This is a genomic window from Bacteroidales bacterium (assembly GCA_017521245.1).
Classification (GTDB): Bacteria; Bacteroidota; Bacteroidia; order Bacteroidales; family G3-4614; genus Caccoplasma_A.
Genome location: JAFXDI010000010.1, coordinates 1 through 13,328 on the forward strand (window position 1 = coordinate 1; position 13,328 = coordinate 13,328).

Below are 13,328 nucleotides of genomic sequence, written 5' to 3' on the forward strand. Positions count from 1 at the left end.
CGGATAGTATATTGAGAGAAGTTTTTTTGCTAAAAGTTCGTGCCAGGCTATAGGTGTCCTTATTTTTGTAATATCATCGACTTTCCCAATACCTAATGCAATAGCTACTGGACTTCTGCAAAAATCGCCACGTTCGGCAACGGGTTCAATGTCAAAAGTTGATTTCACGTCATCGACAAACTTTTTTATCATTAACAAGTCTTCAAATAAATTCAATTCTACAATATAATCCAGTTCGGCCTTTACTAATGTTCCTATAAAGTCATTTGGGGGTTCATAGAGTCTTTTTAACCCCCAATTTGTTTGAAAAACCAATGATTCAATTATTCCTTTCTGCTTAACAGCGTTGCTTCGTTTTTGTAAATGTTTGTTCTTCATTATAGTATTGTTTTTACTATATATAATACGAAAGGATTTGTTGTTTTTTATGTAAAACAATACAAAGGTCTGCATAAACAATGCATACCTCTATAAAAATTTCAATTTTGGGAAAAATACTCAACCCCTGTGTGATGATTTATTATAAATTTCAACTATATTTGTGGCATACAGTAGATGTAAATTATGATAAGCAAGACATTTAACCGTTACATTTGGTTGCTGAATACACTCCTTCAACATAAGCAACTTTCCTATGAAGAAATCAATGTTTTATGGAAGGAATGTCGCTTGGGAGATGGTGCTCCGTTGCCGTTACGCACCTTCCACCAACATAAAAATGCAGTTGAGGAGTTGTTTGGTATTGAAATAAAATGCAATCCTTCAAATGGGTACAAATATTACATATCTACTCCTGACACATTGAAAAATGACAGTATCCGCAAATGGCTATTGAATTCTTTCACCCTATCAAATATGATAACAGCGGGGCATAATATGAAAGAGAGAATACTGTTTGAGGATATACCGCGTGGAACAGAATATCTGCAAACTGTTATTGAGGCAATGCAAAAATCAAAAGAACTGCAAATTGATTATCAGCAGTTCTATGGGCATAGGAAAATATATAATATTCAGCCCTATGCTATGAAGGTTTATCATCAACGCTGGTATGTAGTCGGTTATATTAAAGAGTTGGGCGGTATAAGGAACATTGCACTTGACCGCACTCTTGAAATGAATTTATTAGACACGCCATTTAAATTGCCGAAGAATTTCAATGCAAAGAAGTACTATGCCAACACTGTTGGAATATATGTAAATGAAGAACTCAACCCTGTCAAGGTTAAGATAAGAGCCTATGGTGTGCAAATAGAATATTTGCGTTCTTTACCGCTTCATAGTTCCCAAAAAGAGAGCGCATCAAAGTATGGAGAATTTTGCGAGTTTGAATACAAATTATGCCTGACACCCGAACTCTCAACACACATACTTGCTATGGGGGAAAATGTTGAAGTGCTGGAACCTGTGGAATTGAGAGAGGAGATAAAGAGACGAATTTGTTTAATTTATAAAAAATATAACGTATGATAATTTCAAACAAAAACAACACTGTAATTACAGACATTACTTCGTGGAAAAATGCTTTTATTGAAGTTGATAATTCCAAGCATTGGAAGGAAGGACGTAGTGCTCATTCATTGGCTACATATTTTTTATCTCCTGCTATTGAGCAATCTCTTGGTATGCTAAAGATAAAAGAGTGTCTAAATGCCTGCGGATATGGCGATGTGGAATATACCCATGCACGCATTGAACACGAAAGCCGTTTTGACACCTACAAATCTGGACGAAAGCAGGATATGGTTATATGGACCCAATGCGGTAAGTGTCGCATCGTTGTATGTATTGAAGCAAAAGTTGATGAAACTTTTGGAGATACATTGTCTGATGTATATAATGAATCACTAAAATATGTAAAATTGCATCCAGCAAGCAAAAGAAAAGCAAGAATAGAGGATTTGTGCCAAAAATACTTGAAAATACAGCCCGCAGAAATTTTAGAAGAAAATGGAATAAGATATCAGTTATTGCATTATTTGGCAGGTTCAATAAGTGAAGCGAAAGGTTATGGGAATATTGTCTTTATGCCAATAATGGTTTTTAAGACCAGTGAAAACTATGATTTCACCAAAACAAAGAAAAACAAAGAAGACTATGACGCTTTTATGCGTACGCTCAATTTTGCTTATGATAACCAAAAACAAATATACAAAAACACCATAGACGGTGTTGAGATATTCACTTGTTATATAGAAATTTCACTATAAAGTACAATGGTGTGCAATGTTTTTGCACATCATACTGTCACTAAGACCCACAAATGCAATTTCTTTTCGTATATATTATAAAGAACCGATTAATTCAGTAATGTATGGAAAAGAGAATAACAGAGATGTGCGAGAATGAGCAGTTTTGTTCTATTGAAGACGAGTTGCAACTTATAAAAGATATAAAATCAAAGGGTACTGAAAGAGAGTTGGCAATAGAAAAACTTTCTCATTCAAAATTACGCCTTGTAACTGCTGTTGCAAAAATGTTCAAAGGTTGTAACTTGCCATTGGAAGAGCTTATAAGCGCAGGAAATGAAGGATTGGTATTAGCCGCTGAAAAATATGACGTGTCAAGCGGCTTTAAGTTTATGAGCTATGCTGTTTGGTGGATAAGACAGAGTATTATGCAGAGAATACAATAATATATACCAACCGACAACCACGCTATAGTGCATATTATCGATGCATTATAGCGTGGCTTTTTGTTTGTGATATGTCAAACTCTCCGTTATGCATTGGAGGATACTCCTGCTTGTTATGTTCGTTGAATTGTGGTAAGTTTTCCATAATTTACTTTTTTGAAATTGCAAATATACAACTTTATAGGGATTATTTTTTCTCTCTTATATATATAAGGTATAAGTTTTAGATTTTGTATTAAAATCATAAAGTTTGTAAAAAGAGTTGGATTGTTAAATTTATCGTTTATATTTGCAATTGAAATATTAATTTTAACAATTATGAAAAAGATAGTATTTACATTTATCGCCGTTGTTTTAGTATCGGCTTTTGCTTTTAATACAATTGCTCGTGAGGTTGTAGTTGACGTTAAAACTCTTCCTGAAACTGCTCAAAATTTTATTAAACAAAATTTTGCTGACAAGAAATTGGTTTCTACTGTTAAAGATAGCGAACTTTTAGAGACTGAATATAAAGTATACTTCTCAGATGGAACTAAAATAAATTTCACATCTAAGGGAGAATGGAAAGAGATTGAGGGTAACAGAAATTGCATTACAAATAGTGCCATTCCTGTAAATATTGCGAATTACGTTACCGAAAATTACAACGGCATTTGTATAGGTAAAATTGAAGTTGACAAAGAGTTATTTAATTTTCAATACAACGTTGAACTTTTGAATGGCATCGAGTTGAGATTCGACAAGAATGGTGCCTTTATGGGCTTTGATGATTAATCTCAATAAAAACAGACACAAGGCTAACTAAAAATGCCAATTTTTCTTTAGATAAATATAAACTTAAATTACTATAAAAAAGAAAGCCATTTTACTCAGAGTCAAAATGGCTTTCTTTGTATATAAAATAAGGAGAGCTCCGACAGAAGGAATTTTAAAATTTGGGGATTCTCCTTTTTAGCCATCCTCTACTTTGTCATAAGAAGATTTATTTTATAGTATATTTCACTCAAACATAGTTGCCTATGTTTATCTTGTGCAAACATAAATAATATATTACTTTTGTTTGCAAATATCCTAGCGCAATTATGCAAGCAAACAGATTAACATATCCCGATATTTGCAAATTCATTGCAATATTCATAGTAACATGTAGCCATAGTGCCCAAGCCATATCAGGAAGAACATGGACTAACTTCTTGGGAGGAACAGAAATAGACATCGCATTTAATATGCCATTATTTATGTTGATGAGCGGATGGTTTTTGAATCTTGACAAGTTAAGATCAACCAATACGTTTATTTACCTATTCTCTAAATTCAAGAGATTGATTATCCCCGCAATATCTTGGTATTTCATTTATTGCATATTTACAATAAATATTCCTACGATCTCCAGCGTACTATCTTTTTATTGGTATTTAAAAGCTCTTTTTATATGTCTCGGAATTATAATCGTATCTGCAAAATTAATAAAGAATGATACACTCTGTTTTTTGATATCGACAATATTTGTTATTTTATGCCCACACACCAATATCCTAAATATTAATTTTATGTTCCCTTATCTATGGACGGGGTACTATTTAAGAAAAATGATAGATAGCGACAGAGTTAAACTAATCAAAACAATTAGTATTTTATCACTGATATCCGGAGTTGTTTTATCAATATATTGGGATCCAAGCAAAAGCGTATATATGAGTCCGTTTGATATTTTAGAGTTTAATACACAAATGTTATATTCTTATATATACAGGTTTGCAATAGGGCTATTATTATCTCTATTCATCATATATGTAATAAAAAAATTCAATGAAAAAATCCCCAATTCATTTGCAAGCTACGGGCAATATTCACTAGTAATTTACACATCTTCATTTGTTTTCAACGGATTGCTATCAAAAATTCTAAACCACTTTAACATTCATACAAACGAATATTTAATATTAGACTTATTATCAATTTTAACTTGCATTATTATAATAGTCTTAACCATCTCAATATGCAAGGTGGCAGAAAGGAACAAAACTGCAAAATTATTATTAATGGGAGAATAATATAATTAGATCTATTTGTTTATTAAGTCCCAATATTTACTAAAACAGAGTGATATTCAATTAGAATCACCCAAAGCATTAACATTTTATAGACTCAAAGATATATTTGCTTTAAAATATTTTGTAACTTCGCATCATTAAAATATAAATGACACTATAAAAGAATTATATATGGCAACTAAACCTTCTATACCAAAGGGTACTCGCGATTTCTCAACTATTGAGACAGCTAAGAGAAACTATATTTTTAACACCATAAACGAAGTTTTTCAACTTTTCGGATTCCAAGAGATTGAGACTCCTGCTATGGAAAACCTCTCTACTCTTATGGGTAAATATGGAGAAGAGGGCGATAAACTTCTTTTTAAGATATTAAACTCAGGAGACTTTGCCGGAAAGGTTAATGATGAACTTTGGCAAAGTAAAGAGTCAAATAAACTTGCATCTTTGTTATGCGAGAAGGGACTTAGGTATGACTTAACCGTTCCGTTTGCCCGCTACGTTGTTATGCACCAAAACGAGATTACTTTCCCCTTCAAGAGATACCAAATTCAACCTGTTTGGCGCGCCGACAGACCTCAAAAGGGCAGGTATCGCGAATTTTATCAATGCGATGCCGATGTTGTTGGTTCAAACTCGCTTTTGAATGAGGTTGAACTTATTCAAATGACTGATGAGGTATTTAACCGCTTAGGTATCAGGGTTGCCATCAAGATGAATAACCGCAAGATACTTAGCGGTATTGCCGAGATTATTGGTGAGGCTGATAAGATTATTGATATTACCGTTGCTATTGACAAGTTAGACAAGATTGGTTTAGACAACGTAAACGAGGAACTTAGAAGCAAAGGCATCTCAGAAGAGAGCATTGAGCAACTACGCCCAATCATCTTACTTGAGGGTTCAAACAACGATAAACTTGAGACTCTTCGCAAAACTCTATCATCATCAGAGATTGGAATGAAGGGTATTGAGGAGCTTCAATTTATTCTTGACAGGATTGAAGGATGCAACCTTCGCTCTGAGTTACAAATTGATTTGACTCTTGCTCGTGGATTAAATTACTATACCGGCGCTATATTTGAGGTTAAGGCTTTGGATGTTCAAATTGGAAGTATCTCCGGTGGCGGTCGTTACGACAATCTTACAGGAGTATTTGGTTTGAATGGAGTTTCGGGCGTTGGTATCTCTTATGGTGCCGACAGAATATACGATGTTCTTAACCAATTAAATCTTTATCCCGAGAAATCGCTTCAATCTACCCAAATTATGTTTGTAAATTTTGGAGAAAAAGAGGAGATTGCCTCTCTTGCCCACGTTATGAAACTTCGTAGTGCTGGCATCAGAACAGAGATTTTCCCCGAAAGTGCAAAGATGAAAAAACAGATGGGATATGCAAATGCAAAGTCTATTCCTTTTGTTGCTCTTGTTGGCGAGAACGAGATTAAAGAGGGTAAAATTACACTTAAAGACATGACCAGCGGAGAGCAGGAGTTGCTTTCGGTTGATGAAATAATTTCAAAACTTTCGTAATATGACAGAGTTTGTTCTTGCACAGGATAGCGATGTTGGCCTAATCAGCAGATTGGGACACAAAATTTTTAGCGAGACATACGAGGATATTCTCTCGGAGGAGCAGATAGAGTATATGCTTGAGATGATGTACTCAACATATAGTATTCGCCGACAGATGCAGAACAACAACTCTTTTTATATTGTATATAGCGAAGGTGAAGCAGTGGGGTATATTGCTATTGAAGATAAAGGCGAGGGTGCTTTTCATCTTCAAAAATTGTATCTCCGCTCTGATATGCATGGCAAAAATATTGGGAGAGAGATGATAAACAAGGTTTATGAACACGCAAAGGACCTATATCCCAATGGTGCAACCATAACTCTTAATGTAAACAGGAATAACCCCACTTTAGATTTTTACAAAAAGATGGGGTGGGAAATTATTGAGGAAGGTGATTTTGATTTGGGCAGTGGATTTTTTGCCAACGACTACATTATGAAAATTGGAGTGTAAACCTTAATTGATATTATTTGTCTTATATTATAAACCTGTATAACAATTAAAATCATATAACTATGAAACGCATTTATTCTTTATTGGCAGCACTAATTGTTTCGGTTGCCATATTTGCTCAAGATGCAGCACCAAAAATTGTATTTGAGAAAGACAGCCACAATTATGGCAATATTAAAGAGGCGGATGGAGATGCTTCGTGCGAATTTCGCTTTACCAACGAAGGCAATGCTCCTTTGATAATTACTCGAGCTACAAGTTCTTGCGGATGCACTGCTCCTACATATCCAAAATCGCCTATTGCTCCTGGAGAGAGCGGTGTTATCGGTGTTACCTATCACGCAAAAGGACGTCCTGGTGGCTTTTCAAAAAACATAACAATATATACCAACGTCCCTGATGAGAAGATTAAATTGATCATTTCGGGCAATGTTATCCCTGAAATAAAATAGTTTTTTAATATTAAGACTATGAGAAGAGGAGTTTTATTTTTAATGTTTTGCTTGTTTTGGCTGGCAACATACGCCCAACCAAAGATTGAATTTGAAGAGACTCTTTATGATTTCGGAAACTTTTCGGAAGAAGAGGGATTTGTAAACCACTCTTTTAAATTTAAAAACGTTGGAAATGCTCCTCTGATTATCATTAACGCCAAGGCTACTTGTGGGTGTACTGTTCCAAGTTACCCCAAAGCACCTATTGCACCAGGCAAAACAGGAGTTATTGATGTTAAGTATTCGGCAATAGGTCGTCCAGGATTTTTTAATAAGTCGATAAAAATTATCACCAACGGAGATCCCTCAGAAAAGAGTTTAGTAATAAAAGGCAATGTTAACTCTCCCGCCGATAATGCCGAATTTAAGTATTTTATAAATGGTTTAAAACTTAAAACCATAACCTACGATATGGGTAATATTGTTAAGGGAGAGAAGAAAGAACTTTTATTTGACACTTGGAATGCTACCGACAGACCTTTGACAATAAAGATAACCAATAACACTCAATATATAAGCGTTAAAGCACTTCCCGACAAACTTAGACCTGGAGAGAGGGGCAAGATTGCGGTTGTGTATAATTCGGAGAACAGCAACGAATGGGGCAAACAGATTGATGAGTTTTTAATCACATCGGAACGTCCCAACTCTCGTGCTATGAACAAGAAGATATCAATTCTTTCAAATATATCAGAAGATTTTAGCAAACAAGGAAATAAACGACCTAAGGCAGAGATTGAGAAGGTATTGGTTAATTTTGGAGAGGTAGTAAGTTTATCTCCCTCAAATTGCGATATTAAGATTAAGAACAACGGAAACGGGACTCTTATAATAAGAAAGGCATCATCATCCTCTCCCTCTATTGGCGTTAATGTTAAAAACAGCGAGATAAAACCTAATGGTTCTGCCTCTTTAAATATTTCTCTTAATCCCACAAAATGCAAAAGCAGGATTGTTAATGAAACAGTTACTATCATAACTAACGATTCCGAAAAAAGCGAAATAAACATTCAAGTAACCGCAACTCTTAAATAGGAGGATATTATGGAACACGTTGAAAACAGCAAAGAGTTTGCAGGATTAAATGTAAATAGTGGAGTAGAGCAACAACCAACTATTAACCCATACCTTAAAAAGAGAAAGATTGTTCGCCGAAAATTCACAGCAGAAGAGTATGCCGAAGGGATTCTTAAAGGTGATATTTCTATTTTAAGTCAGGCAGTTACACTTATTGAAAGTAACCTTCCTGCACATCAGGAGATTGCTCAAGAGGTTATAAAATTGTGTCTCCCATATTCAGGAAACTCCATTAGAATTGGTATTACCGGTGTTCCCGGCTCTGGAAAGAGTACCTCAATTGATTCTTTTGGACTTCACGTTGTAAACGGAGGTCACAAACTTGCAGTACTTGCAATAGATCCAAGTAGCGAGATTACCAAAGGCTCTATACTTGGAGACAAAACTCGTATGGAACGCCTTTCTGTAAGAAAAGAGGCGTTCATTCGCCCTTCGCCCTCAGCAGGCTCGCTTGGCGGAGTGGCAAGAAAAACCAGAGAGAGCATAATCCTTTGCGAGGCAGCAGGGTTTGACACCATATTTGTTGAGACCGTAGGTGTTGGTCAATCAGAGACAGCCGTTCACTCAATGGTAGATTTCTTTCTTCTTATCCAACTTGCAGGTACTGGCGATGAACTTCAAGGTATCAAGCGAGGCATAATGGAGATGGCAGATGGCATTGTAATAAACAAAGCAGATGGAGATAATATAGAGAAGGCAAAACTTGCTCAGGCACATTTCAAAAATGCTCTACATCTGTTTCCACCAACAGCATCGGGATGGAGTCCCCAAGTTTTAACCTACTCAGGTTACTACGACATTGGCATCAAAGAGGTATGGGATATGATTTATAGTTATATCGACTTTGTAAAGAAGAATGGATATTTCAATCGTAAACGTAACGAGCAGGCTCAATATTGGATGCTCGAGACTATTAACGATAAACTAAAATCACACTTCTTTAATAACCCTGAGATTGCCCAGATGTTAGCAGAGAAAGAGAATCTTGTTTTAAACTCCCAACAGAGCCCCTTTACAGCAGCAGGAGAGATTTTAGATTTCTATTTTAAGAGACTTAAGTAGTTATCAGAATAACAACAAATATAAACAACGAGCAAAAGGTTGCAACATTGCAACCTTTTGCTGTATAAGAGTGAACAAAACCTCTATTTTATCACTATTGCTACTATTAGTTCAATTTGTCTAACAACTATTTGCTATTCTCCTCCCAATGAAATGGCTCTAACTCCGAGTTTTTATCAAGCCAATGAGGTTTTCGGTTAGCATATATAATAAATGGTATAACAACCACTACAATACATCCGATTATCAAAACCGAATACCATACTGCACTGCTTCCAACCTCTATTTGTGCTGGTGGCACAAAACTTAACACGAAGGCTAATAATGAACCTAAAAATCCAACTCCTGCCACTATCCACATAAGCAGATTACCCTTACCTATACGGAATGGACGTTTAGCACTCTTCATTTTATAACGCAATGCTATTGCCGCTGCAAACATTAACAGATACATAATTATATATAGCAATACGGTTAATTGAGACAAGATTTGATAGAAACTTTGCACCGAAGGCATTACCACAAACAATAAAGACAAGAATGTTACCGCAACTCCTTGTATATAGAGGATATTTTTTTGTACTCCAATACTATTTGTCTTTTGGAAGAACGGAGGAAGATAACCTGCTCTACCTACTGAGAACAATCCTTTTGATGGTCCTGCAACCCAAGTAAGAACTCCTGCCAAAACACCAAACGTCAGTGCTATTGCCATAATGGGAGATAACCACGATGCGTGTATATAAGAGAAGTATCTATCAAAACCAACCAGCAAACTTTGTGTTAGGTTTATATCCTTTTGCGGAATTATCATACCTAACGAGAATGTCCCCAATATAAATATAAGAACAGTTATTGCTGAGCCTATAAATATGGCTCGAGGGTAGTTCTTTGAGGGGTTATCCATCTCCTTTACGTGAACTCCACTCATCTCCATTCCTGCATAGAAAAGGAATATCCCCGATGCCAATACAAGATTGTTAAAATTTGAGAGATCAGGGAAGAAATTTCCACTAAAATCCATTTGCGACTCTCCTCCTGTCATAAGATAGGCAACTCCCAATACAACAAGTATTATTGCCGGAATTATAGTACCTACCAAACCTCCAATTTTAGAGACCTTTCCTACCCATTCCAAACCCTTTAGAGAGATAAAGGTTGCCACCCAATATATTATTAACACCACTACTAATGTGTAAATTTTATTGGAAGCCAAAAGCATATCGGATTGTGGATTCATTCCTATAAACGCCAACGAAACCGCTCCGAATGTTAGAACTGTTGGATACCATATAGTGTTTTGAATCCACTGTACCCAAATGGCAAGAAATCCAACCCGTTTACCAAACGCCTCGCCAACCCAACGAAAGACTCCTCCCTGCTTATCCTGAAACATTGCAGCCAGTTCGGCAGCCACCATTGCTGTTGGAATTAAAAATACTATTGCGGCGAAGATATAATAAAACGCCGAACTTAAACCATACTCTGCCTCGGCTGGCAATCCCCGTAACGACACTACTGCTGTTACGTTCATAATTGCCAACGTAAAGACTCCTAATTTTACACTCTTCTTTACATCTGCCATACTACTTAAATTATTAGTTTAAACTTTGCTCTATAAAACAAATATCCACTTTTTATAGTTCAAAAATGGTGTAAGAAAAAAATTAGCATTAACTTTGCAAAGAATTATTAACGGAGATAATATTATGTCAACATATAATGAAACTGCTCCTCGCAAAGTAACTACTCGCAGATTAACCGAGATGAAGGCAAGGGGCGAAAAAATTTCGATGCTCACCGCATACGACTACTCAATGGCAAAACTTATTGACGAGGCAGGTATGGACATTATTCTGGTGGGCGATTCGGCTTCAAATGTAATGGCAGGTAACATTACTACTCTGCCTATGACTTTAGACCAAATGATATATCACGGATGCTCGGTTATGCGTGCAGTTAAGAGAGCGTTAGTGGTGGTTGATATGCCTTTTGGTACTTATCAAGGAAACTCAATAGAGGCTCTTAACTCTGCCATCAGAATTATGAAAGAGACTGGTGCCGACTGTGTTAAACTTGAAGGAGGAGAAGAGATACAAGAGTCTATATCACGCATATTAAGTGCTGGTATTCCTATTATGGGACACTTGGGATTGACTCCTCAATCGATAAACAAATTTGGAGGTTACGCTGTTAGAGCAAAAGAGGAAGCAGAGGCTCAAAAACTTATAAAGGATGCTCACCTTTTGGAAGAGTTGGGATGCTGTGCTGTTGTTATTGAGAAGGTTCCTGCCGCTCTTGCAAAAAGAGTTGCTGAGGAGTTGACCATTCCGGTTATTGGTATCGGAGCCGGTGGCGGCGTTGATGGTCAAGTTTTGGTTATGCACGATATGCTGGGCATAAACAAAGGGTTCTCTCCAAGATTTCTCAGGAGATACTCTGACCTTAGCACTGAGATAACCAACGCAGTGAAACACTATATTGAGGATGTTAAGTCGTGCGATTTCCCCAATGAGAGTGAGCAATATTAGATAGTTCTTAGTTGTTGGCTTTGCCACCCCATTGGGGTAGTTGTTAGCTGTTAGTTTACAAACATTCGTTTATTGAATCTGTTCTCGCTCAACAATATATATTTTATTTGTTATTGAGCCTAATTAAAAACAACTTTGCTGCAATTAAGAACTTAAACAATTGATAACTTGACTTTACAATTTGATATATAGAAAAACTCTTTTTATTCATTTTTTCAAAAATGTGATAAAAAAGGTATATATTTTCGATACAATTGTTCTTAATTATTAAAAAAATAACTACCTTTGTAGTCCTAAAAAAGAGATTTGAACTAAATTTTATTTATAAAACCATTTAAAGTTTTAAAAAACAATGATTAAAGTAGGTATTAATGGATTCGGACGTATCGGACGTTTCGTATTCCGTGCAGCTCAAACAAGAAACGATATCCAAATCGTTGGTATTAACGACCTTTGCCCAGTTGACTATTTGGCATACATGCTAAAATATGACACTATGCACGGTCAATTCGAGGGAACAATCGAGGCTGACGTTGAAAACAGCAAATTGATTGTTAACGGTAATGAAATTCGCGTAACTGCAGAGCGTAACCCAGCTGACCTAAAATGGAACGAGGTTGAGGCAGAGTACGTAGTTGAGTCAACTGGTCTTTTCTTGACTCAAGAGAAAGCTCAAGCTCACATCGAGGCTGGTGCTAAATATGTTGTAATGTCTGCACCTTCAAAAGACGCAACTCCTATGTTCGTTTGTGGTGTAAACTTCGACAAATATGTTAAAGGAACTCAATTTGTTTCTAACGCTTCTTGTACAACTAACTGTCTTGCTCCTATCGCTAAAGTATTGAACGACAAATGGGGTATCAAAGATGGTTTGATGACTACAGTTCACTCAACAACTGCTACTCAAAAAACAGTTGACGGTCCTTCTTTGAAAGACTGGAGAGGTGGTCGTGCAGCAGCAGGAAACATTATTCCTTCTTCAACAGGTGCTGCTAAAGCAGTAGGTAAAGTTATTCCTGAACTTAACGGTAAATTAACTGGTATGGCATTCCGCGTTCCTACTTTGGACGTTTCAGTTGTTGACCTAACAGTTAACTTGGAGAAACCTGCAACATACGCTGAGATTTGCGAGGCTATGAAAGCTGCTTCAGAGAACGAGTTGAAAGGTGTACTTGGTTACACTGAGGACGATGTTGTATCTTCTGACTTCTTAGGAGATGCTCGTACTTCAATCTTCGATGCTAAAGCTGGTATCGCTTTAACTGATACTTTCGTTAAAGTTGTATCTTGGTATGACAACGAGATTGGTTACTCAAACAAAGTTCTTGAGTTAATCGCTTACATGAAAAAAGTTAACGGATAATTTTCATAAGAAAATATATTCATCGAATAGGGGTTGTTTTTGCAATCCCTATTTTTTTACACCCAACCATCCGCAAAACATTT

Annotated in this window: 14 protein-coding genes; 12 read left to right on the top strand and 2 right to left on the bottom strand. The window is 36.1% G+C overall.

The window, feature by feature from the left end:
* Nucleotides 1-378: hypothetical protein (locus IKK64_02790; GenBank protein ID MBR4118990.1), on the bottom strand; the 378-nt coding region annotated here is incomplete at its 3' end.
* Nucleotides 379-564: 186 nt separating this feature from the next.
* Here IKK64_02790 and IKK64_02795 point away from each other — a divergent pair.
* From IKK64_02795 to meaB, 10 genes are all read left to right on the top strand, one after another.
* Nucleotides 565-1,470: a WYL domain-containing protein gene (locus IKK64_02795; GenBank protein MBR4118991.1), complete on the top strand. Its 906-nt coding sequence runs from the start codon at nt 565-567 to the stop codon at nt 1,468-1,470.
* On the top strand, nt 1,467-2,210 hold the full coding sequence (locus tag IKK64_02800) for a hypothetical protein (protein ID MBR4118992.1): 744 nt from the start codon (nt 1,467-1,469) through the stop codon (nt 2,208-2,210). The genes IKK64_02795 and IKK64_02800 overlap by 4 nt, the downstream gene beginning before the upstream one ends.
* A 104-nt stretch (nt 2,211-2,314) precedes the next feature.
* Nucleotides 2,315-2,635 (top strand): hypothetical protein, encoded by a 321-nt coding sequence (locus tag IKK64_02805; protein ID MBR4118993.1) that lies wholly within the window; start codon nt 2,315-2,317, stop codon nt 2,633-2,635.
* A 318-nt stretch (nt 2,636-2,953) separates the two neighbouring features.
* Nucleotides 2,954-3,409, top strand: a complete 456-nt coding sequence (locus IKK64_02810) for a PepSY-like domain-containing protein (GenBank protein MBR4118994.1) — start codon at nt 2,954-2,956, stop codon at nt 3,407-3,409.
* A 308-nt stretch (nt 3,410-3,717) separates the two neighbouring features.
* The gene (locus IKK64_02815) at nt 3,718-4,689 is read left to right on the top strand and encodes an acyltransferase family protein (GenBank protein ID MBR4118995.1); all 972 of its coding nucleotides are present in this window, start codon (nt 3,718-3,720) and stop codon (nt 4,687-4,689) included.
* 171 nt (nt 4,690-4,860) lie between these two features.
* Nucleotides 4,861-6,222, top strand: a complete 1,362-nt coding sequence (locus tag IKK64_02820) for a histidine--tRNA ligase (protein ID MBR4118996.1) — start codon at nt 4,861-4,863, stop codon at nt 6,220-6,222.
* Between the two features lies 1 nt (nt 6,223).
* Nucleotides 6,224-6,718 carry a GNAT family N-acetyltransferase gene (locus IKK64_02825; protein MBR4118997.1) on the top strand — a complete coding sequence of 165 codons (495 nt, stop codon included), beginning with the start codon at nt 6,224-6,226 and terminating at the stop codon, nt 6,716-6,718.
* A 62-nt stretch (nt 6,719-6,780) separates the two neighbouring features.
* Nucleotides 6,781-7,170, top strand: a complete 390-nt coding sequence (locus IKK64_02830) for a DUF1573 domain-containing protein (protein ID MBR4118998.1) — start codon at nt 6,781-6,783, stop codon at nt 7,168-7,170.
* Nucleotides 7,171-7,188: 18 nt separating this feature from the next.
* Entirely contained in the window at nt 7,189-8,247 is a 1,059-nt protein-coding gene (locus tag IKK64_02835) for a DUF1573 domain-containing protein (GenBank protein MBR4118999.1), read from the top strand.
* Nucleotides 8,248-8,256: 9 nt separating this feature from the next.
* Nucleotides 8,257-9,351, top strand: a complete 1,095-nt coding sequence (meaB, locus tag IKK64_02840) for a methylmalonyl Co-A mutase-associated GTPase MeaB (GenBank protein ID MBR4119000.1) — start codon at nt 8,257-8,259, stop codon at nt 9,349-9,351.
* A 127-nt stretch (nt 9,352-9,478) separates the two neighbouring features.
* Here the strand turns inward: meaB and IKK64_02845 are convergent, their stop codons facing one another.
* Nucleotides 9,479-10,936, bottom strand: coding sequence for an amino acid permease (locus tag IKK64_02845; GenBank protein MBR4119001.1), 1,458 nt, complete (start codon nt 10,934-10,936; stop codon nt 9,479-9,481).
* Between the two features lie 124 nt (nt 10,937-11,060).
* Here IKK64_02845 and panB point away from each other — a divergent pair, with 124 nt between their 5' ends.
* Nucleotides 11,061-11,882, top strand: a complete 822-nt coding sequence (gene panB, locus IKK64_02850) for a 3-methyl-2-oxobutanoate hydroxymethyltransferase (protein MBR4119002.1) — start codon at nt 11,061-11,063, stop codon at nt 11,880-11,882.
* Between the two features lie 352 nt (nt 11,883-12,234).
* Nucleotides 12,235-13,245: a type I glyceraldehyde-3-phosphate dehydrogenase gene (gene gap / locus IKK64_02855; GenBank protein MBR4119003.1), complete on the top strand. Its 1,011-nt coding sequence runs from the start codon at nt 12,235-12,237 to the stop codon at nt 13,243-13,245.
* Nucleotides 13,246-13,328: the final 83 nt, after the last annotated feature.